This window comes from Ruegeria sp. ABV3_008, assembly GCF_056161185.1.
In genome coordinates, this window is the sequence record NZ_JBSWYP010000002.1 from 284,997 (window position 1) to 306,849 (window position 21,853).

At 58.2% G+C, this 21,853-nt stretch carries 17 protein-coding genes; 4 read left to right on the forward strand and 13 right to left on the reverse strand.

The window, feature by feature from the left end; genetic code table 11:
- The first annotated feature begins 31 nt into the window (after positions 1 to 31).
- On the forward strand, positions 32 to 1,198 hold the full coding sequence (locus ACXAH8_RS05580) for an MFS transporter (protein ID WP_475216714.1): 1,167 nt from the start codon (positions 32 to 34) through the stop codon (positions 1,196 to 1,198).
- Positions 1,199 to 1,213: 15 nt separating this feature from the next.
- Here the strand turns inward: ACXAH8_RS05580 and ACXAH8_RS05585 are convergent, their stop codons facing one another.
- The 5 genes from ACXAH8_RS05585 to ACXAH8_RS05605 form a co-directional block, all read right to left on the reverse strand.
- The gene (locus ACXAH8_RS05585) at positions 1,214 to 1,555 is read right to left on the reverse strand and encodes a DUF427 domain-containing protein (RefSeq protein WP_170375024.1); all 342 of its coding nucleotides are present in this window, start codon (positions 1,553 to 1,555) and stop codon (positions 1,214 to 1,216) included.
- 59 nt (positions 1,556 to 1,614) lie between these two features.
- Positions 1,615 to 3,405, reverse strand: coding sequence for an aminopeptidase P family protein (locus ACXAH8_RS05590; protein WP_475216716.1), 1,791 nt, complete (start codon positions 3,403 to 3,405; stop codon positions 1,615 to 1,617).
- A gap of 84 nt (positions 3,406 to 3,489) precedes the next feature.
- Entirely contained in the window at positions 3,490 to 5,367 is a 1,878-nt protein-coding gene (gene cobT / locus ACXAH8_RS05595) for a cobaltochelatase subunit CobT (protein WP_475216719.1), read from the reverse strand.
- 121 nt (positions 5,368 to 5,488) lie between these two features.
- On the reverse strand, positions 5,489 to 6,475 hold the full coding sequence (gene cobS / locus ACXAH8_RS05600) for a cobaltochelatase subunit CobS (protein ID WP_170375030.1): 987 nt from the start codon (positions 6,473 to 6,475) through the stop codon (positions 5,489 to 5,491).
- 188 nt (positions 6,476 to 6,663) lie between these two features.
- A complete protein-coding gene (locus ACXAH8_RS05605; protein WP_475216722.1) occupies positions 6,664 to 8,157 on the reverse strand; it encodes a hypothetical protein in 1,494 nt (497 codons plus the stop codon).
- 571 nt (positions 8,158 to 8,728) lie between these two features.
- Here ACXAH8_RS05605 and ACXAH8_RS05610 point away from each other — a divergent pair.
- Positions 8,729 to 9,625, forward strand: coding sequence for a Hint domain-containing protein (locus ACXAH8_RS05610; RefSeq protein WP_475216724.1), 897 nt, complete (start codon positions 8,729 to 8,731; stop codon positions 9,623 to 9,625).
- A 7-nt stretch (positions 9,626 to 9,632) separates the two neighbouring features.
- Here ACXAH8_RS05610 and ACXAH8_RS05615 read toward each other — a convergent pair whose 3' ends face one another.
- Entirely contained in the window at positions 9,633 to 10,259 is a 627-nt protein-coding gene (locus tag ACXAH8_RS05615) for a J domain-containing protein (RefSeq protein WP_170375034.1), read from the reverse strand.
- Between the two features lie 107 nt (positions 10,260 to 10,366).
- On the opposite strand from ACXAH8_RS05615, the gene ACXAH8_RS05620 reads away from it, so the two are divergent.
- Positions 10,367 to 10,621, forward strand: a complete 255-nt coding sequence (locus tag ACXAH8_RS05620) for a BolA family protein (RefSeq protein WP_170467973.1) — start codon at positions 10,367 to 10,369, stop codon at positions 10,619 to 10,621.
- A gap of 6 nt (positions 10,622 to 10,627) precedes the next feature.
- Here the strand turns inward: ACXAH8_RS05620 and ACXAH8_RS05625 are convergent, their stop codons facing one another.
- The 7 genes from ACXAH8_RS05625 to pepN all read right to left on the reverse strand — a co-directional run bounded on the left by ACXAH8_RS05625 (position 10,628) and on the right by pepN (position 19,431).
- The gene (locus tag ACXAH8_RS05625) at positions 10,628 to 11,527 is read right to left on the reverse strand and encodes a hypothetical protein (protein ID WP_475216727.1); all 900 of its coding nucleotides are present in this window, start codon (positions 11,525 to 11,527) and stop codon (positions 10,628 to 10,630) included.
- A 142-nt stretch (positions 11,528 to 11,669) separates the two neighbouring features.
- Positions 11,670 to 12,080: a DUF4177 domain-containing protein gene (locus tag ACXAH8_RS05630; RefSeq protein ID WP_170467971.1), complete on the reverse strand. Its 411-nt coding sequence runs from the start codon at positions 12,078 to 12,080 to the stop codon at positions 11,670 to 11,672.
- A gap of 80 nt (positions 12,081 to 12,160) precedes the next feature.
- Complete coding sequence (gene pepT / locus ACXAH8_RS05635; RefSeq protein WP_475216729.1) at positions 12,161 to 13,405, reverse strand: peptidase T; 1,245 nt, start codon at positions 13,403 to 13,405, stop codon at positions 12,161 to 12,163.
- 88 nt (positions 13,406 to 13,493) lie between these two features.
- Positions 13,494 to 15,005: an Asp-tRNA(Asn)/Glu-tRNA(Gln) amidotransferase subunit GatB gene (gatB, locus tag ACXAH8_RS05640; RefSeq protein WP_475216730.1), complete on the reverse strand. Its 1,512-nt coding sequence runs from the start codon at positions 15,003 to 15,005 to the stop codon at positions 13,494 to 13,496.
- A 69-nt stretch (positions 15,006 to 15,074) separates the two neighbouring features.
- Entirely contained in the window at positions 15,075 to 16,328 is a 1,254-nt protein-coding gene (locus ACXAH8_RS05645) for a hypothetical protein (RefSeq protein WP_475216732.1), read from the reverse strand.
- Between the two features lie 125 nt (positions 16,329 to 16,453).
- Positions 16,454 to 16,882, reverse strand: a complete 429-nt coding sequence (locus ACXAH8_RS05650; protein ID WP_475216734.1) for a hypothetical protein — start codon at positions 16,880 to 16,882, stop codon at positions 16,454 to 16,456.
- Entirely contained in the window at positions 16,879 to 19,431 is a 2,553-nt protein-coding gene (pepN, locus tag ACXAH8_RS05655; RefSeq protein ID WP_475216735.1) for an aminopeptidase N, read from the reverse strand. Before pepN ends, ACXAH8_RS05650 begins: the two co-directional genes overlap by 4 nt.
- A 207-nt stretch (positions 19,432 to 19,638) precedes the next feature.
- Between pepN and ACXAH8_RS05660 the strand changes: the two genes are divergently transcribed.
- A complete protein-coding gene (locus ACXAH8_RS05660; protein ID WP_475216737.1) occupies positions 19,639 to 21,774 on the forward strand; it encodes a malate synthase G in 2,136 nt (711 codons plus the stop codon).
- Positions 21,775 to 21,853 lie beyond the last annotated feature (79 nt).

The window sequence follows — 21,853 nt, forward strand, 5'->3', positions numbered from 1 at the left end:
CAGAGAGGGCATTTTTCAGAGCAGATTTCCCATGACCAAATCCCAAAACCCTGCGCGCCTGCTGTTTCTTCTGTTGCTGTTTTGCGGGACCCTCTGCAATTCGATGATCATCTCTTTCATGAGCTTTTTTCTGGTCCACGGGCTGGGACATGCGCCATGGGTGATCAGCGTCTATTCTTTGCTCGCCGTCAGCCTGACCTTGACGGCTAACAGGCTGTTTGCCAGCCGGATAGACACGGGCGCGCGGGTTTTTCCGCTTATCGGAATGGCCGTTGCTGGCTATCTGACGGCGACGCTCGCCCTGTCAGCATCGCCTGCTCTTGCGACGGCAATGACGGTTGGCGTCATCGGCTTTGGGATGAGTTCCAGCGCTGTTTCCACCATGTTCAGTCTCGGGGGTAGCATAGCCGAGCGTCACCGTATGGAACGAGCCCGCTTCAATGCCTATATGCGTGCAACCACCTCGACGGCGTGGATGGTTGGCCCGGCGGTCACGTTCCTGATTGCAGATCGCCTTGGGGTGCGCGCAGTTTTTATCATGGCCTTTGGTATGGCGCTGATCTGGCTGGCGCTGTGGTGGCTGACCTTGCCCCGTGACATTTCGGCCAAAGCCAAAGAGGTGACCGCAGATGTCAACTCATCTGCACCCCGCGCGTTGTGGCTGGCTGCGGGGTTTGTTTTCTGCCTGTCCCTCGCGCATTCCCTGACCTTCACCGCTTTGCCCATTTTCTATGTGCAAGAGGTTGGCCTTCCCGGCTATGCGCCCGGGCTGGCGTTCAGCATCAAAACCTTCGTTGAAGTCATCGCTATATTCAGCACACCGATGATCATAGCCCGGTTCGGGATGCGTCCGGCCTTGATCGCGACCTCACTACTGGCGGTAATCACGATCCAGATATTGGCGTCGGTGCAGACCTTCCCGCAAATGCTGGGCGGAGCCGCGCTCGAAGGGTTGTACTATGGCCTATATGCCAGCCTCGGCATCACCTACGTGCAGTCTTTCGCGCCAGACCGTCCGGCCCGCGCCACAGCGATGTATTGGAACACGTTGATGATCACCGGGCTGGTGGCCGGGCCTGCGGTGGGTTTGATCGCGCAGGCCTTTGGGTTCGAAACTGTGATCCGTCTTGCATCCGGTGTCGCACTGGTTGCGGTGGGCGTTCTAATCGCAAGTCGCCCACGGCCTAGGGCGACCTGACGGGTCTAAGCGGGCCTAGATCTGTTCGACCTTGATCGAGTCCACCGGGTAGAAAGCCAGATAGTCTTTGAGGCCTGCCGTCTCCTTGCCGGGGGCCTCAAAGCTCCAGGCCGCGTTTTCTGTGACCGAGGATTTGTTCACGATCGAGAAATGCGTGGCATCGCCTTTGTGCGGGCAGTGGATCACCTTGTCCGTACGATCCAGGAAGGCCATCGCGATGTCAGAACGGGGGAAGTAGATCACGGGTTCCAGATCACCTTCGCGCAACTCAAGCGCGTTTGAGCTTTCGCCCAGAATGGCCCCACCAGAGCGGACGCTCCATTTGCCGGGTGCTTCGGTGATCGTGATTTCAACCATGTCTTTTCCCTCGTTCTTGTCAGGGCTTCTCCTTTGCCCATTTATGTGACAGTCTGATGTCAGACTGGCGCAGTTGCGGCATCCAACCACAGTTGAGCGTCCTCGCCCAGCCTTGGTCTGATTTTTTCCGCAACGTCGCGGTGATAGCTGTTCAGCCAATCCCGTTCTTGCGCGGTCAACATGTCGACCAGGATCAGGCGGCGGTCAATGGGCACATAGGTTAGCGTGCGCCACTGCAACATGGCCCGTTCTGCATCGCCGTCTGGCAGAGAAGGGGCTTCCTCCACGACGATCAGGTTCTCGATCCGGATACCAAACGTGCCCTCGCGGTAATAGCCGGGTTCGTTCGAGAGAATCATGCCGGGCTCAAACGGTACATGGCTGACACGCGACAGGCGTTGCGGGCCTTCGTGCACGCTCAGATACGCGCCGACCCCGTGACCGACCCCGTGATTGAAGTCCTGGCCTGCCTGCCATAGCGGCGCGCGCGCCACGCATTCGATATCGCGCCCGGCCAGTCCAATCGGCCAGCGCAGCATCGACATGGCGATCATGCCTTTCAACACGCGGGTAAAGCAGGCCTTCTCGGTCTCACCAACCTCACCAATCGCGATGGTGCGCGTGATGTCGGTGGTCCCGTCCAGATACTGCCCGCCGCTGTCCAGCACCAACAGATGACCGTCCTGCAAGGTGCTGTCGGTCTCTTCCGTCACGCGGTAATGCATGATCGCCCCGTTGGGGCCGGTTCCGGCGATCGTGTCGAATGAGATATCCTGCAGTGCATTGTCCCGCCGTCGGGCCTCTTCCAAACGTGTCACGACCTGCGTTTCGCTGATCTGCCCCGGCGTTTGCTGATCCAGCCAGAACAGCGTTTCGACGACGGCAACGGCGTCGCGCAGGTGGGCCTCGGCGCTGCCTGCGATCTCGGCCGGGTTTTTGCGAGCCTTGGGCAGGGCGCAGGGGTCGCCACCGTCAACCATCCGGTCCCCAAGCGCATCTGCAACGATCTGAGGCACTGTGCCCGGATCGACCTGGACTTTGCCTTCCAGCGCAGCAACGGCGTCCAAAAAAACCTCAGGCTCGTGAACCGAAACCTGAGGGCCGAGATGTTCTCCCACTTCGCCTAGTTTTGCTGCGGCCATGAACAGATCAACACGCCCGTCCGCATGCAGAATGGCAAAGCCATGGGCGACCGGGTTGTAAGCAATGTCCGAGCCGCGAATGTTCAACAACCACATGATCGAGTCGGGCAGGGTGATAACCGCCGCGCTTCGCCCGCCGTCACGCAGGCCATCAGCCAGTCGGGTGATTTTGCTCTCAGCGGTTTCCCCTGCAAACTCAATCGGATGTACCTTGACCGGGTTCATCGGAGGAGCAGGCTGATCCTGCCATATCCGGTCCACCAGATTAGTACTCAGCACCAACTCAATCCCGCTTCCCTCAAGGTCCTTTTGCGCGGATTTGATCTGACCAGCGGCATGTAGCCAAGGGTCAAATCCAACCGATCCACCGTTCGGCAACTGCTGTTTCAACCAGCTGCTCAGGCTCACATCGGGCCAGGGCACCGGAGTGTAGTCATCGGCCACTTGCGCTTTGACCTGCGTCCGATAGCGCCCATCGATGAACACCCCGGCCACGTCCCGCAGCGCGGCGCAAAACCCGGCCGAGCCGGTGAATCCGGTCAGCCACGCCAGCCGTTCGTCCCGAGGGGCCACATACTCACCCTGATGCGCATCCGCACGCGGCACCAGAAAACCGTCCAAGCCTTCGCGCTCTAGTTCCTGCCGCAAAGCGGCCAATCGCGAAGGTCCCTGTTCGGGCCGCGCTGTCACCTCAAAAGACTGAAACATACCTGCCTCCCTCAAGCCAAAGTGTGGTTTCAAGCCACCTCTTCATCTTTTTTGAAAATACTCCCGCCGGAGGCAAGGCCAGCCTCAGCTGGCCCTTTTCATCCCCATCACTCGGGCCCGCGCACGCGGGTCGCTGTCGAACAATGCCGCCAACTGTTCTGTCATCGCACCAGCCAATTGCTCCACATCGGTGATCGTTACCGCACGATCATAGTACCGGGTCACATCATGCCCGATACCGATGGCCAGCAATTCCACCATCTTGCGCTTTTCGACCATGGCGATCACGTCGCGCAGGTGTTTCTCTAGATAGTTCGCTGGGTTCACACTGAGCGTGGAATCATCGACCGGAGCACCGTCGGAAATCACCATCAGGATCTTACGCGCCTCACGCCGCGCCAGCATCCGGCGATGGGCCCATTCCAGAGCCTCACCATCGATGTTTTCCTTCAGCAGCCCTTCCTTCATCATCAGACCCAGATTGGGTCGCGCCCGCCGCCAGGGGGCATCGGCGCCCTTGTAGATGATGTGGCGCAGATCGTTCAGACGTCCCGGCTGCTGCGGGCGGCCCGCATTCAACCACGCCTCACGAGCCTGACCGCCTTTCCAGGCGCGGGTCGTAAAGCCAAGGATTTCGACCTTCACGTTGCAACGTTCCAGCGTCCGGGCCAGAACATCCGCGCAGATGGCCGCAATCGAAATAGGACGCCCCCGCATCGACCCCGAGTTGTCCAGAAGCAGAGTCACTACGGTATCGCGGAACTCGGTGTCCTTTTCGACCTTGAAGCTCAGCGGTGTGGTTGGGTTGGCAACCACGCGCGCCAGACGACCAGCATCGAGGATACCTTCCTCGCGATCGAACTCCCACGACCGGTTCTGCTGTGCCTGTAAGCGGCGCTGCAACTTGTTGGCTAAGCGGCTGACCGCACCCTTCAACGGCTCAAGCTGTTGGTCCAGATAGGCGCGCAAACGTTCCAATTCAGCAGGCTCGGCCAATTCCTCGGCGGCGATCTCCTCGTCATGGGTGTTCAGATAGACTTTATACTCAGGGTCAGCCTCAGACGCAGGCGGAGGGGCAGGCGGCTCCAGCGGAGCCTCTCCCTCTGGCATCTCGGCCTCATCCCCCATCTCATCCTCGGCCATCTCGTCCATTGAGACCTGAGCCTGAGATTGGTCCTGCTGCTCTTCCTGAGACTGCTCTGGCGTGGCGTCAGGATCCTGTTCCTCCTGATCATCTTGCCCTGTGCTGTCAGGATCGGGCTGCTCTTCGGCGTTTTCCTCGGCCTGATCTTCCTGCTCTTCGTCCAACTCATCAGGATCATCACCCAGCTGGTCGCCATAGCCCAGATCCTTGATCACCTGACGGGTGAACTTGGCAAACTCTGCCTGATCCGAGAGGATTTCGTCGAGCTTCTCAAGCGTACCGCCGGCCTGTTCCTCAATGTATCCACGCCAGAGGTTCATGACATTGTTGGCCGCCGGCGGCAGATCGCGACCCGTGGCCAGATGCCGGATCAGATAGCCTGCAGCAACGGACAAAGGCGCATCGGCGGGCTGCTTGCACTGGTCATAGCCGCGCCGCAGGGCTTCATGGCTAATCTTAACATCAATGTTGGAAGCCGTACCGGGCATATCCCGCGCGCCCATCGCCTCGCACCGGGCGGTTTCCATGGCTTCATACAGGTCCCGCGCCATATCTCCCGGCGGCGCATAGCGCACATGGGTCGCTTCATCGTGATAGCGTCGCTGCAAGGCCAAGGCATCGGCAGTTCCCCGCGCCAGCAAAACCTCTTCGCGCGTCATCCGTCGCGACACCTGAGGCAACCGCATGGCCTCACCCGAAAGGCCTGAGGGATCGACGGTATAGCTTACGGAAAGCTCCGGATCGTCGGCCATGACCTTTGTAGCCTCGGCCAGAGCCTTTTTGAACGGATCAGCAGGGTTGTCGTTCTTTTGTGCCATGTCCCCGAGCCTTTCACATTGCCGTCCCGATTTCCACCAAGTAGGAAACCGGATCCGCCTTCATCTGGCTAAAAATGCCTCCGCCGGAGGCATTGCGCCCGAAACCGGGCGCAATTCGGCGTTAGCCCAAGCTCACGCTTGCCGCGCTTTCCGGCAGTTCTTCGTCAAAGCAGCGCTGATAGAACTCGGCCACGGTCTGGCGCTCAAGCTCATCGCACTTGTTCAGGAAGGACAGGCGGAACGCATAGCCCACATTGCGGAAAATCTCGGCGTTTTGGGCCCAGTTGATCACGGTCCGGGGGCTCATCACGGTCGACAGGTCGCCATTCATGAAGGCGGTCCGGGTCAGATCGGCAACGGTGACCATCTGGCTGACGGTCTTGCGGCCCTCAGCCGTGTTATACAGCGGCGCTTTGGACAGCACGATCATCGTCTCGGCATCGTGGCTGAGGTAGTTCAGCGTCGAGACCAGAGACCAGCGGTCCATCTGAGCCTGGTTGATCTGCTGCGTACCATGATAGAGGCCGGTCGTATCGCCCAGACCCACAGTGTTTGCCGTGGCGAACAGGCGGAAATTCGGGTTCGGTGTGATGATCTCGTTCTGGTCCAGCAGGGTCAGCTTGCCGTCATGCTCCAGCACGCGTTGGATCACGAACATCACGTCGGCGCGGCCCGCATCATATTCGTCGAACACGATGGCGACAGGGTTGCGCAGGGCCCAGGGAAGGATGCCTTCGTGGAACTCGGTCACCTGCTTGCCATCGCGCAGCTTGATCGCATCCTTACCGATCAGGTCGATCCGGCTGATGTGGCTGTCCAGGTTCACACGCACGGCGGGCCAATTCAGGCGAGCGGCGACCTGTTCGATATGGGTCGACTTACCTGTGCCGTGATAGCCTTGGATCATCACGCGACGGTTATGCGCAAACCCAGCCAGAATCGCCAAAGTCGTTTCCGGATCAAACTTGTAGGTCGGGTCAATCGCAGGCACCCGGTCGCTACGTTCCGCAAAACCTTTGACCGCCATGTCGGTATCAATGCCGAACACGTCACGGACCGAGATCTCTTCGGTTGGTTTTGCGTTGATATCAATCGATCCGTCAGCCATTCGTCTTGTCCTTATCCTTAGGCCCGTCATGCCGGGTTTGAACCCGTGTGTGGTGCAACATATTCCGACCAAGGGCAAGGGGAAGAGGCTCACCTAGAAAGCTGAGGGGATGTTTCTTTGAAACTGGCTATATCAGAGGTCGAATTGGAGCAACTTGCTTAGGGCTTCGCGTACTTAGCGGTGCCTTTTTAAACTCCCTTGCCATTGTCTTGTGTCTGCAATCGACCCTGCAAAAACGCCTCCAATCGATGTAGGGCTGCAAGCACTGCGTCAAACGAATAGCCAAAGAGAAAGCAAGCCAGAAAAATCAACGTCGGGTTACTTTGTTCATTGATCGAAAAAACATTTGCTGGAATGAAAAGCATCGACAGAGTCATGGCAGCAAAAGCGCCGAACAGAATGCGCAAAAACTCGCGTGCTGGTCCTAATTCGGAAAGTGCTGGTGTCAACACCCTCACCAGACAGAACAACGCGGCCCCGAGCGCACCGTAGATGATGGGCAACGCAAACCGATTGGCTTGCGATATCCTGGATTTCAGCTTCTCAGCTGAGCCAAGCAATTCCAAACTGGAAACAATGTGATCATGAGCGACTCTTTCGGGATGGCGATCGGTTTGGGTCGAAATCTGTTTGACGATTTCAAGAAAGCCAGCACGTTGCGCAAGCGCAATTTGGATCATAGCCAGCATTTGTTCGGCCTCGGAAAGATCGGGTAAGTTCTCGTCTGGTGGTCCTGCTCTTTGATTCACGTTCAGCACTACCGACCGGTTCCTGAGCTGCTCTACCTTCTCTTCAGCTTGGTCGGCTGTCTTGACGACATCTTTCGGACTTTGGGTGTTGCTTCCCAAATTTGTTTCCGCGTCCTCGATCTCCATGCCGCCCGAGCTTTCGCTGCCTAAATTCAAATTCTGCACAGCCTTTTCAACATTGCTTTGGGTATCTTGGAATATCTTTGGGCCAATACCCCTGATGGCCTCTCTTGTGGCAACTACAATGTCGAACCGTTTAAGTGCGGCAGCGGTCTTAGTGTGCAAGTCGTATTCTTGAAAGTGGTATGCTTTCAGACGACTCATCGTTTCGTTGAAGAGCTTCTGCGCTGGTGCATTTGAACCCGGGTTTGAGGTTTGTTCGCCATTGGTTTCGATTGCTCTCGCCACCACTATGAGATCACGTACTTCGTCATGTATGTCAGTCGAGATATGATCGTTTAACCGTGCCAGCAACTGATTGGCCGAGAAGGTCCAGTGCGTGTAGTGCATCGCAAAAATAAACAACAGGACGGCAATGCCTGGTAGAATCCAACGTTGCCAAAGCCATGGCCAGCCTCGTTTTATCCGAAAGTACATGTTGGACAGGCGCGCCGACCAATCAATGTCCTCTTCGTCCGAACCGTTTGTTCTACGAGTTCGCGATGCGGGGGCAGAAATTCTAACGGGCGGGTCACCGTCAAGGATGCGGGTAAGTGTGTAATCGTCAATATCACGGCAGGTGTCTCGCATCGCTTTGCGCAGTTCAACCAAATGGTGCGGTTTGATCTGACTGGGGGCTCCGTCAAATGGGGAAAGTGCGTCAATCAACCTGTCCGATTTGTCGGCACCTCGCCCGGTTAGCATGCAATAGGTTCGTGTTGCGCGCGCAGCAGATAAAAGATCTCGGACTTCAGGTTTTTCCGTTAAATTCATAGGGACCTCCGCCAGGTCAGTTCTGGACGCCCTTTCGCCAGCCGCTATCGGTTAGGCACCAGCATTGCTCACCGGGCAATACATCTTCTTGTGGAATGCACCATTGGCCTCCTGGCAAAATACATGCGCCGATCGGATAAGACTGTGCGGCCAAATTTCCGCCTTCCAAGCTGGGCCATAAAAAGACAAGAACAAAGAGCAGGGGTTTGTGCATTTCGAGCACCGTGAAGAAATGACTAGCAACAATAAAAGTTAACACTACTACAAGTTGCGAAGTTTCGCAACTTTACGCCAAGTCGCGGTCTGGGATCGGGCTTGAGTTCTTGCTCAAGGACAAGTTTGAGGGCCCGTTCATTCAATCATCGTTAAGTGGACGCCTCACTCCGAGACGGATTGGGATTTAAATTCACGAAATTAAATATTTCTTTGAATGGGCCAAACTGAAGCGTAAAATGAGCAAAGTCCGCATGTGTAATGGGCTATATGTAGGGGGTTAAGGTGTTCGCGATATCCTCTGTTAAATCAGGGCGGCTTCAATTGTTACCTGTTGGCGACCGGCAAGGTGCAGTGAATGCCTTTTGACGCGACCCTCTACTCGGTGAACGAGACCGGCGGCACGGGCAAACTCATAGTTCAAGGATCAACGATACCTGCGATTATCTCAGGGCAATCGGTTTCTTTAGATGGCGGCACGTCCTTCGTACCCTACACCTATCTCGGTCAGGGGAACTATCGCGGGACAAGTGAAACCGCGGATTTTATCCAAGTAGGTGGGCAGATTTACGCTTTCAATAGTGTCGATCCGACCGGGTCTCTCAGCACCGGGAATTGGGAGATCACCGTGAGTGACCTCGACCCGGTCAACCCGCCTTGTTTTGTAGCCGGAACCCTAATTGATACAGAGAGCGGGTCACGCCCTGTAGACTCTTTGATGGCTGGGGATCGGGTTTGTGTGTCAGGCGGTCAAACCTTGCCGATCATCTGGATAGGCAAAAGAACTCTCAGCGCGAACGCGTTGCGCAAAAATCCAAAGTTCAGGCCCGTCCGGATTCAGCGCGGCGCTTTGGGCGATGACCTGCCCAGCCAAGACTCATTTGTTTCCACCCAGCATCGGATTGTGCTGGAAGGTTGGCGGGCCGAGCTTCTTTTTGGCGAGCCTCGGGTTTTTTGTGCCGCAATACACTTGGCGAACAATGGTTTGATCCGTCAGATGCCGCCTGAAGCACCAGTAACTTACTTCCACATTGCCTGTAGTCGGCACGTGGTCCTTTCGTCACATGGTTTGCAAAGCGAAAGCTTGTTCCTTGGTGATCTTGCGTTGAAATCATTCCAACGCGAAGACGTCGAGGAATTGCGCGCCTTGTTTCCCGAGCTTAGCGATCAGGCGTTGGTGCAGCGACAGCGCACAAACTTGCGTTGTCTAAAGCGACCCGAAGCAGAAGTATTGCGGGATTTGTTGCCAGGGTAAGAGCGGACTACTTGAAGTTCCGGCTGTCCTTGATCTGATCCCAGGCCCAGACGACCTCTTGCAGTTGCTCTTCCTGAGACCGGTCGCCGCCGTTCATATCCGGATGCAGCACCTTGATCAGCTTCTTGTAGGCCTTGCGAACCTCGGCCTTGGACCAGCTGTCATTGGCCTCCAGAATCTCGATGGCACGGCGTTCGGTGGGGGGCAGGCGACGGCCACCGCCACCCGAAGTGCGGCCTTTGTTCTGGGTGCTGTTTGCCCCCAGAACCTGGTGTGGGTCTTCGATACCCAGACGCGCCCAAGCACGGGCCTCGGGGTCGCCCATGGGCTTGGTTTCACGCTCCCAGACTTTGTCTTTCGTGCGTTGTGCGTTCAGTTCAGCCTCGGTCGTGCCGTCGAAGAAGTTCCACTTCTGATTGTACTCACGCACGTGCTGCTGGCAGAACCAATAAAAGTCATCCAGAACGTCCGGGGCCTTGGGAGCACGGTACTTGCCCGCCTCTTCGCAGCCTGGATGATCACAGATTCGCACCGAGGTCTCAGATGCGCCAGACATGCCCCGACGCCCGCGCGGGTTCTTTTTCTTGGCGCTGGAGACGGACATATCGAATCCGAAAGGGTCTGATTTCGTCATGCTGTGATCCTTAAGAACGCATCTTCTCGACTCGGAGGCAGCAGTTTAGTCTAAGCAGCCGAAAGTAGAAGAGGGGGGCGGCAAGTTTTTTGCCGTTGAGCGTAAAAATGACTGTGACTGACGAAATCCGAACCCGACTGCAGGCCGCCTTTGATCCGCGTGAGCTTGAGGTGGTGGATGATAGCGAAAGCCACCGGGGTCATGCAGGGTTTCAGGAAGGTGGCGAGAGCCATTTCAACGTCCGCATCCGCGCCGCCGCATTCGAAGGCCAATCTCGGGTAGCGCGACATCGCGCCGTTCACAAGGCACTGGGCGACGTTGTGCCGCGTATCCATGCATTGGCGTTGGATATTGGTGTTTAAGCTAAATCAAAACCGGAGTCGAAAGGCGAGGCCGACCAAAGGTGCTGTGTCATAGCTCTGGCGGCTGATTTCGTTGCCGTTTTCGTCCTCCAGTGTCAGTCGACCATCGAATTCGGCCCCAGCAAAGACGGTTAAAGACACGCCCGGATTCGGAGCATAGCTGAGCGACGCAACCACGGGGAGGCTCTTGTCTTCGCCGATCCCGTTCGGTGCCAGCTCCGCGTCGTCCAGCCGGAAGCGGATTTTTTCGGATCGGGCCGACAGTGAGAGGCTGAAATCGTCATTCAACGCGTAGCTGAGGGTGAGACCCGGCCCGCGAGTCGCACCGATTCCGGAGCCGGTGTTCAGGTTCCAGCGATCATTGATGTCCCAATCCACCAAAAGCGCGGGAAAGAAATCGACACCGCTATCCTCTAATTGTGTGAAGGCTCCAAAAGCTGGTCCTATGGTCAGGCTTTCGCTGATCTGCCACGCGATGCCCGCAAAAACACCATAGGTACGACCATCCGAAGATGCGGCGCCTTTCTGATAGTCCCACCTCACCTGAGGCGACACGAACACGCTAGCCCGCTGTCCAGCCTGAAACCGCAGAGGGGCCGATATTCGGATGTCACGAATGTCATTCCAAGGCTGGTTGTCCGCCGCGCTGAAGTTATAGTCCAGCTGCCCGTAGCTGACCGAGATGCCAAGTGACGTTTCACTATCAAATCGGTACAGCCCGGTGGCCCGCAGGAACGATCGCGTCGCGCTAAAGTCTCCGCCCTGATCCAGATCTGCACTACCCTGATAAGCGGCGAGTCCGTCGATCTGGCTGACCCATCCCAGCCGTTGTTGTGCGGCGGCCGGCAGCGCGATCTGGCAGGCGATTGCAGAGAGGAAACAAAGAAGAGCGGTGCAAGGTTTCATCGCGGCCGGGGCCCTGTTCTGTAGTTAAGGGTATCTTGGAACGATACGAGCAAAACCCAGGAACGGATGACCGCCTGAGTCTCGTTGGCTCAATCCGTGTTATCTAAACCACACCCTCTGGTCCGTGCGGTCTGGATGCGTTTTACTTGGCCTCTTCGCTCGGTTTCAACGTCAACGGCGGCTCATCTACTTCGGCTGAAATTGGTTCCGGGGCTTGAACCGCATCTGGCCCGGGAACGGGCTGAGCCAAGGGCACACCTTCGGGCGTTTCGCTTGGCGATGGTGTGGCCACGGGGGCCACTACCTCGGTGGCGTCGGCCTCAATCACCCGTCGAAACACCAGCACGTTGCGCCAATTTGTGGTCGATCCGGTCAGGCCTGATCGTTCCTCGCTGGGCAGCAACTCGGCGCGCTGGTATTCCCATCCCTGTTGGCCCATCTCGTTCAGCACCTGCTCGACCGAGGTGGCAAAGCGGCCCTCGGGCGTTTTGACGCCCTTGGCCTTCGCGCCCTTTTGCGGGGCCGGAATGACTTTGTATTCGTAGCGCGGCATCGACTGTTCCCTTGTACCTTTGGCCGTCAACTTATCACGCAGGTCGCCGGGTGAAAGAGACGTTGCAAGAGTGGCGCAAATCAGCCGGTTTTCTGCGCCGCCTTGGCCACAACCGAGAGGCAAAGCTCGGTCGCCAGCGCCATGTCCTGCACCGAAATCCACTCCAACGGTCCGTGAATGCACTGCATGCCAGTGAACAGGTTGGGGCAGGGTGTGCCGAATTCGGTGAGGCGGGAGCCATCGGTGCCGCCGCGGATCGGAACCGAAAGAGGTTCGATCCCCAGTTCCTGACAAGCTTCGCGCGCCAGATCGACGGGGGTCATGTCATTCTCGAGCCAATAGCGCATGTTGCGGTATTGATGGCTGATGTCGCAGGTGATGGTCGCGCGTGGCTCGGAGGCCTGAACGGCGTCGCAGACCTTGCGCACCAGATCGCGCTTGGCCTCAAGCCCTTCCATCTCGAAATCCCGGAGGATCAGCTTGATCTCCATCTCGGACGAGCCGCCATTCATGTCGGTGACATGGATGAATCCTTCACGCCCATCGGTGACTTCGGGGGTCAGTGTGGCCTGCGGCAGGGTCTGTACGATCTTTGCGGCAAGATGGGTGGCATTGACCATCTTTTCCTTGGCCAGCCCCGGGTGGATCGACACGCCGGTGATCTTAATCACCGCACGGTCGGCCGAGAAGCTTTCAAATTCGATCTCGCCAACCTCTTGTCCGTCCAGCGTATAGGCGAAGTCAGCCTTTAAATCCTTGGGCAGTTGCTCGGTCACGCCGCGCCCGATTTCTTCGTCCGGCGTGAAGGCAATGCGGATGGGCCCGTGCGGAATGTCATGATTTTCGATCAGGTGCCGCGCCATGGTCATCAGGATGGACACGCCGGCCTTGTCATCAGCGCCCAACAGAGTGGTGCCCGAAGCGGTGATCAGATCATGGCCGATCTTTTCGGCTAGATAAGGGTGTTCGTCCGGGGACAGAACCAGATCGGGATCATCGGGAAAGGTGATCTCACCGCCGTTATAGCCTTTGATGACGCGCGGTTTGACACCGGTTGCGTTGAATTGCGGGGCGGTGTCGACGTGGGCGAGGAACCCCACGGTCGGCCCTTCGGCGGTGCCAGGAATGGTCGCCACAATGACGCTGTCGCCGGTCATCTCGACATCCTGCGCACCTATTTCCGTCAGCTCTTGCTGCAACAGTTTCAGCATGTCGAACTGAATGGGCGTACTTGGGGTCGAAGGCGATGTCTCATCGCTTTGGCTGTCGATGGCCGCGTAGCGCATCAGCCGGTCTTCAAGTTCCTGATCGAATTTTCTGGTCATGGCACCTCTCCTGCGCGGAAGAAAGGGCGTAAAAGAAAACGGAGTCAAGCGCGTGGCCTGACTCCGTCGCACAACTTTGAAAACGGGCTTACGAACCCAGCTTTTGGGCAACCAGCTCGTTCACGGCCTTGGGGTTGGCTTTGCCGCCGGTGGCTTTCATCACCTGACCGACGAACCAGCCTGCCAGCTTGGGGTTTACCTTGGCCTTTTCGACCTGCGCTGGGTTGGCGGCGATGATCTCGTCCAAAGCAGCCTCGATGGCGCCCGTGTCGGTGACCTGCTTCATGCCGCGCTCTTCGACGATCTGCGCCGGGTCACCGCCTTCGGTATAGACGATTTCGAACAGATCCTTGGCGATTTTGCCCGAAATGGCATCCGAGGAAATCAGGTCTATGATCCCACCCAACTGCGCCGGAGATACAGGCGAGCCGGTGATGTCGTGGTCTTCTTTCTTGAGGCGGCCAAACAACTCGTTGATGACCCAGTTCGCGGCCAGCTTGCCGTTGCGGCCCTTTGCGACCTCTTCGAAGTAGGCGGCGCTTTCGACCTCGGCGGTCAGGACTGAGGCGTCATAGTCGGTCAGGCCGAACGCTTCGATGAACCGCGCCTTTTTCTCGTCGGGCAGTTCCGGCAGCTTGGCGGCGATGTCATCGACCCATGCCTGTTCGATCTCCAAAGGCAGCAGGTCAGGGTCTGGGAAATAGCGGTAATCATGCGCTTCTTCCTTGGACCGCATCGAACGGGTCTCGCCTTTGTCCGGATCGTACAGGCGGGTTTCCTGATCGACCTTGCCACCGCCTTCAACGATGGCGATCTGACGGCGAGCTTCGACCTCAATCGCCTGCTGGATAAAGCGCATCGAGTTCATGTTCTTGATCTCGCAGCGGGTACCCAGATGCGAGAAGTCCTGCGTTTCCTGATACTTCTCATAGGCGCCCGGCAAACAGATCGAGACGTTTACGTCTGCCCGCAGGTTGCCGTTCTGCATGTTGCCGTCACAGGTGCCCAGATAGCGCATGATCTGGCGCAGCTTGGCGATATAGGCGGCGGCTTCTTCGGGGCCACGGATGTCGGGGCGGCTGACGATCTCCATCAGGCAGACACCGGTCCGGTTAAGGTCGACGAAGGACATATGCGGGTCCATGTCGTGGATCGATTTGCCCGCGTCCTGCTCCATATGGATGCGTTCGATGCGGACCATGCGCGCGGTACCGTCGCCCATCTCAACCAGCACTTCACCTTCGCCGACGATAGGGTGGTACAGCTGCGAAATCTGATAGCCCTGCGGCAGGTCGGGGTAGAAATAGTTCTTGCGGTCAAAAGCCGATTTCAGGTTGATATCCGCCTTCAGGCCAAGACCCGTGCGCACGGCTTGCTCAACGCAATATTCGTTGATCACCGGCAGCATGCCAGGCATCGCCGCGTCCACAAAGGCCACGTTCGAGTTCGGCTCGGCCCCGAATTGGGTCGACGCGCCGGAAAACAGCTTGGCATTGGATGAGACCTGAGCGTGCACCTCCATCCCGATCACCAGTTCCCAATCGTGCTTGGCCCCGGCAATGGTTTTGATTTTCGGCATTTCGTATGTCAGGTCGAGCATGGCGCGCCTCTAATTTCCGCAGAAGTCTAGGCTTGCGTATTAGGCCCGGCGCGCCAAAGGGGCAAGGGGTTAGTTCCCTGAGACTTGCAACCCCGTCGGCGTGAAGGTCACGCTTTGACCATTGCGCAGTTCCTCGCGCAGTTGATCGGCGATCGCGCGCAGCGCATCTCGGCGGCCACGGGCGGCGAAGCGCTCGGTCGAGTTGATGCGCAGGCTGTTGCTGAACCCGTTCGCCGCATGGGCCCAGATCAGGGGGTGCAACTCGGTCAAGTGATCGCGGATCAACCAGTTTGCGGCCTCGCAAATCTGTTTGCGGGCGATGTCGGCCTTTGGGTTGCGGCCCATCCCGTTTTGCAGCGTGACCGAACAGTAGGCCGCCAACAGGTTGATCGTCTGCTGGTCTGGGCGGCGTTCAACGATGTCATGTAGACCTTCCAGAAAAAACTCGACATCCACACGCGCGCAGGCTTCGTCATCCAATGCGATGGCATCGAACTGAACCCAGGTATAGCCGCCAGCGCCCCATGTCTTTTGAGTGCGCGCGGCGTTTCGCAGGGCTTGAACTTCCAGCTGATCGTAGGTCCCGAACCTGCGTGGCAACAGATGGCTGCCCATGGCGCGCATGTGGCGATGGTTTTGCGGGTCAAGCGTGATCAGCTCTTCGTATTTGTCTGCTACACGGGTGCGAGGGCTGACATGGCCCGCCAAAAGGGCACAATCCGCAGCGGCAATCGCTGGGCTGTTCGGCATGGCAGAGCGGCAGTCCTTCAGCAAATCGGCAGCGCGGTCGAAATGCGCGGCGCAACGAGATTGATGCAGTGCGGGTAGGTCTTTGGGGTCTGCTGTCCCGCGCCATGCCCAAGCCAAATCAATATGAGCCAATGCCACCACAAGGGCGATCATCGGGTCATCCGGGTGGTTCTGAATTTCACCTTCCAGTTCAGAGATACCCGCCAGAAAGTCATAGTCCGACTGAGTTCTGCCATCTGAAAGGGCATGTTCTGCAGCCAGTACAACATCCGCGCGTGCCCCAAAACCTAACAGGTCGGCAATCGGCTGGCCGCAGGGTGTTGTTTCGTGTGCGTCATCCGCGGCCCGCATCTCTTGCGAGAGTTCGACCCACATATCCTGACGTGCCAGATGGCGCCCGCGTTCGATGACCTGATGTCCGGCTGTGTCATCTGTTTCCGCGATCGGGATGTTCAACTGCCCCGAGGCGACAAGCCACGCGGTTGCATCCGCGACGGACGCAGGCAAAGGCGTAGAGGTGGGACTGGAAGAGCCGAAAATACGGGCGGCAGCCGCCCTGAAAGACCGAAACATGGCAAAACTCGAACTGTAACAAACGTGCAACCAGTCCAGTTTGCCAAAAACTGTATCTATTTCAAGGAATCGTTGCGCACCCTAGTCCGAGGTGTGGTCAATTAGCCCATGGGTCTGGGATTGTTTCAAAAAACCCTAAAATGATGACGCTCAACGGTAAATCCCGCCTGCTGCAACACGTCTTCGAACTCTTTGTGTGGGGGCAGCGACTCATCCGGCAGGCGGAGGCGCTTGTCGGATTTCAGCACTGCCGAGACGCGGACCGAGAAATCCCAGCGTGTGTCAAATCGGAATCGGTCAACCTCGGACAGGTCCAGTCCGCCGCTGCGTTGGCCGGTGAACCAGCTTAGTTTCTCGCCAGTCAGTTCGACCCCGGCGCTGGTGTCTTTCACAATATCCCAGACCGCTGGGAGTGTTGCCAGCGCGAGCAACGCCATCAACCACCAGGCCGCTTCTACGAAAAGGACTAGGCCGATTAGCACCGCGTAGATGCAGATCAGCAAGACCACCACACGCGGGTTCCGGTTTTGCCGTGTAAAGCTGAACGAGGTCATGCGCCGAGGATGCGCGAGACCATCTCGGTCGTGTCGCGTGACAGGTCGGGCGTGTCGGCGATCCGGCACAGTTGTGCGCGCATCAGCGCCTGACGGTCGGCGTCATATCGTTTCCACGTCTGGAACGCCGAACACATGCGCGCTGTGGTTTGCGGGTTCACCGGATCCAACCGGATCAGCCAGTCGGCAAGCAGGGCATAGCCCGCTCCGTCCGCCTGATGGAAGCCTGCGTGGTTCATGGCTAGCGATCCCATCAAGGCACGGAACCGGTTGGGATTTTTCCAATTGAAATCAGGAAGCTCTGTCAGGGTCCGCGCGGCCTCCACCGTGGTCTGAGGGGCGGCCATCGAGACCTGCAAACCAAACCATTTGTCGACCACCAGCCGGTCATGCTTCCACTGGTTATAGAAGGCACTCAGTTCCGCCTCACCTTTGCCCGCACGCAGCAGGCAGGACAGGGCAGTCAGTTGCAGGGTCATATTGTCGGCGGTTTGGTACGCGTCTGCCGCCTTGCTGCCGCCGTCCAGCCGCGCGGTGAGAGCCAGTGCCGCTCCGCCCAGTGCACGTTTGCCGGATTGCGCCGCATCCGGTTGATAGGAGGCGTCCACAAGTGTTTCGCTGTGCAGTTTGGGCAGCAGGTCCTGCACATGTTGCGCAGTGGCTTGACGGAGAGTCTCGACCGCAGTCCAGATGGCCATCGGGTCGGGCGTGACACCCTTGTCATGCAGGGCGGCGGCCAGTTCGGATTGGGTCGGAAGGCCTAGCATCAGGGCCCGATAGGCCGGGTCCAGTGTTTCGTCCCGCAGTACGGCCAACAGGCCATCCAGATAGTCGGAATCCGGCGTCGCCTCTTCGGTGATCATGCGCAGCAGAGTGTCCTCGGCCAGCGAGCGCCCTGCCTGCCAGCGGTTGAACGGATCGGTGTCATGAGCCAGCAGAAAGGCGCGCTCGGCATTCGACGTGTCATGTTCAAGAATCACAGGGGCCGAGAAATCGCGCAGGATTGAGGGCACGGGTTTGGCAGCAAGCCCGGTGAAGGAAAAGCTCTGCTCGGCCTCGGTCAGCTCCAGCACTTCGGTTGCGTGAACCTCGTCACCGTTCGGGCCCAGCAGGCCCACGGCGACAGGAATGACTTGAGGCTGCTTGTCCTCCTGTCTCGGAGTCGGCTCGGTGCGTTGGCTCAGCGTCAGCGTGTAGGTACCATCCGCCCAATCCTCGGCCACGGATACGCGCGGAGTACCGGACTGGCTGTACCAACGTTTGAACTGGCTCAGGTCGCGGCCTGTTGTGTCCTCGAAGACTTGCAGCCAATCCTCGATCGTACAGGCCTGCCCGTCATGGCGGTCAAAATAGAGATCCAGTGCCTTTCCATAGGCCTCATGCCCGACCAGACGTTTCAACATGCCGATGACCTCGGCACCTTTCTCATAGACGGTCGAGGTGTAGAAGTTGTTGATTTCCTGAAAACTCTCGGGCCGGACAGGGTGTGACAGCGGGCCATTGTCCTCGGGGAACTGCCGTGCGCGCAGGTCGATGGCGTCGTGGATGCGCTTGACCGGAGCCGAGCGCATGTCCGAGGTGAACTGCGCATCGCGGAACACGGTCAGGCCCTCTTTGAGGCACAGCTGAAACCAGTCGCGGCAGGTGATGCGGTTGCCAGTCCAGTTGTGGAAATACTCATGCGCGATGATCGCCTCGATCCGTTCGAAATTCACATCGGTCGAGGTTTCCGGGCTGGCCAGAACGGCTGAAGAGTTGAAGATGTTCAGCCCTTTGTTCTCCATCGCGCCCATATTGAAATCATCCACGGCGACGATGTTGAACACGTCCAGATCGTATTCACGGCCGTAGACGTCCTCATCCCATTTCATGGACTTCTTGAGCGCCTCCATCCCGAAGGCACATTTGCCTTCATCGCCGGGGCGAACCCATAGGTTCAGCTCTACCTCGCGACCGGACATGGTTGTGAACTGACCCGGATGCGCGATGAGGTCTCCAGCGACCAGAGCAAACAGATAGGCGGGTTTGGGCCATGGGTCCGTCCACTCGACCCAGCCTTCGCCTTTGCCGGACGGGTTGCCGTTGGACAGCAGCACCGGAAGGTCGCCATTGACACGCACCGTGAAGGTCGACATCACGTCGGGGCGGTCCGGGTAGTAGGTGATCTTGCGGAATCCCTCGGCCTCGCACTGTGTGCAATACATGCCGTTCGACATATAGAGCCCTTCAAGCGCGGTGTTATTGCCGGGGTCGATCTCAACCTCCGCCTCCCAGACAAAGGGGGCGTCGGGGGCGGCAACCGTCAGCCCCTCAGGCGTGAGGGAGGGGGATACGTCGGCACCGTCGATGGAGGCGCGGATCAGCTTCAGTTGCTCTCCATGCAGGAAAAAGGTGCGATCGCTGGCCTCTGGATTCGGACGAAAGGCGATGCGGGATGTAACGCGGGTGGCATTTGCTGCCAGATCAAATGTCAGATGCACGTTGTCCACCAGATACCCGAACGGGGTGTAGTCTTTCAGATAGATTGTGGTGGGGGCGGCGTCGCGCATCGGGGGCCTCGCAAAGGTTGGGTCGAGGGCGACGTTAGGGGCATCGCGGCAGGGCTGCAAGCCGCCTGTATCCGCTGTTTGCGGCGTTGATTTTGCATTTTGGTAAGATTTTCTTACCAGAACGTAGCGGCATACGTTGCCTATCGGAAACTTTCGCTCTACATGCTGACGGCATACAGTGGCGTACATTCGTGGGAGAGGAAGAAAATGGCCAGCAGACAGACACGCAGCGGACTTCAGGTCGATCCGGTTCTGGTCGCATTCATCGAAGGTCAGGCTTTGCCGGGCACGGGTGTTACCGCCGAGACCTTCTGGAATGGCCTGTCGCGCATGGTATCCGAACTGGGGCCCAAGAACCGCGCCTTCCTTGTCAAACGAAAAGAGATTCAGGACCAATTGGATGCGTGGCACCTGGATCGCAAAGGTCAGGACCACGACGCCGAGGCTTATCAAGCGTTCCTGCACAAGATCGGGTATCTGGTGGAAGAAGGCGAAGACTTCCAGATCGAAACCGCTAATGTGGACCCCGAGATCGCCGCAACGCCCGGCCCTCAGCTGGTTGTTCCAATCACCAATGCGCGCTTTGCTCTGAACGCCGCCAATGCCCGTTGGGGCAGCTTGTATGATGCGCTCTACGGCACGGATGCGATGGGCGATTTGCCTGCGGGCGGAAGCTACGACGCTGCGCGCGGCGCACGCGTGATTGCATGGGCCAAAGCGTTTCTCGACGATGCCGTGCGGTTGGCCAGCGGATCTTGGGCGGACGTCACGAAGCTAAGCGTAGAGGCAGGCGCTTTGGTTCCTGCTCTGGAGGACGCCTCCAGCTTTGTTGGTCATGGCGGCGCGGCCGAAAAGCCTGAGTTCGTTCTGTTGAAAAACAATGGTCTTCACATTCAGATCATGATCGACCCAATCAGCGCGATTGGCGCTGCTGATCCGGCCAACATCTCGGACCTGCGGCTCGAGTCCGCGTTGTCGACGATCATGGATTGCGAGGACTCCGTGGCCTGCGTAGACGCCGCTGACAAGGTTGTTGCCTATGGTAACTGGCTGGGTCTGATGAAGGGTGACCTGACCGAAGAGGTCAGCAAATCCGGCAAGACATTTACCCGCCGGTTGGCGGCTGATCTGGACTTCACGGACGTGAACGGCGCTGAGGGGCGCCTCAAAGGCCGCTCGCTGATGCTAGTGCGCAATGTGGGTCATTTGATGACCAACCCGGCCGTGCTGGATGCCGAAGACAACGAGATCGGCGAGGGCCTCATGGACGCTCTTTGCACCACGTTGATTGCCATGCATGATCTGGCGCGCGACGGCGGCAACTCGGTCACCGGGTCGGTCTATGTGGTGAAACCAAAGATGCATGGCCCGGAAGAGGTCGCCTTCTCGGTCGAGATTTTCGACATGGTCGAAGACATCCTGGGCTTGCCGCGCAACACCGTGAAGCTGGGTATCATGGATGAGGAACGCCGCACTTCCGCCAACCTCAAGGAATGTATCCGGGCCGCGAAATCACGCGTGGCCTTCATCAACACGGGTTTCCTTGACCGGACAGGGGATGAGATCCACACCTCGATGGAGGCAGGCCCGATGTTGCCCAAGGGCGATATCAAGAACACACCGTGGATTGCGTCCTACGAGGATCGCAACGTCGATATCGGTCTGGCCTGTGGCCTGAAAGGCAAGGCGCAGATCGGCAAAGGTATGTGGGCCATGCCTGACCGAATGGGCGATATGCTGGAGGCCAAGATTGGCCATCCGCAATCAGGCGCCACCTGCGCATGGGTTCCCTCGCCAACCGCTGCGACGCTGCACGCCACGCATTATCATAAGGTCGACGTTCTGGCCCGTCAGGATGAGCTAGCCGCCGGTGGCGCACGCGGCACGTTGGAGGATTTGCTGACCGTTCCGCTGCTGGGTGGCCGCAACCTCAGCGATGATGAGATCACCCGAGAGATCGAGAACAACGCGCAGGGTATTCTGGGCTACGTTGTGCGTTGGGTCGATCAGGGCGTCGGATGCTCGAAAGTGCCGGACCTGAACGACATTGGTTTGATGGAAGATCGTGCGACCTGCCGGATTTCCAGCCAGGCGCTGGCCAACTGGTTGCACCACGGTGTTGTCAGCGAAGAACAGGTGATGGCGGCGATGCAGAAAATGGCCACCGTTGTGGACCGTCAGAACGAAGGAGACGCAGCCTATCATCCGATGGCACCCGGCTTTGATGGCATTGCTTTCCAAGCGGCCTGCGATCTGGTGTTCAAGGGGCGTGTGCAACCGTCGGGCTATACTGAGCCTGTTCTGCATGCCCGCCGTTTGGAGTTGAAAGCCAGCTTGGGTTAAGTGGATAGGACGGGAACGAGGGGGCTGTCTGCCCCCTCGCGCTCCCCCGAGGATATTTTTGGCCAGATGAAAGGGATCA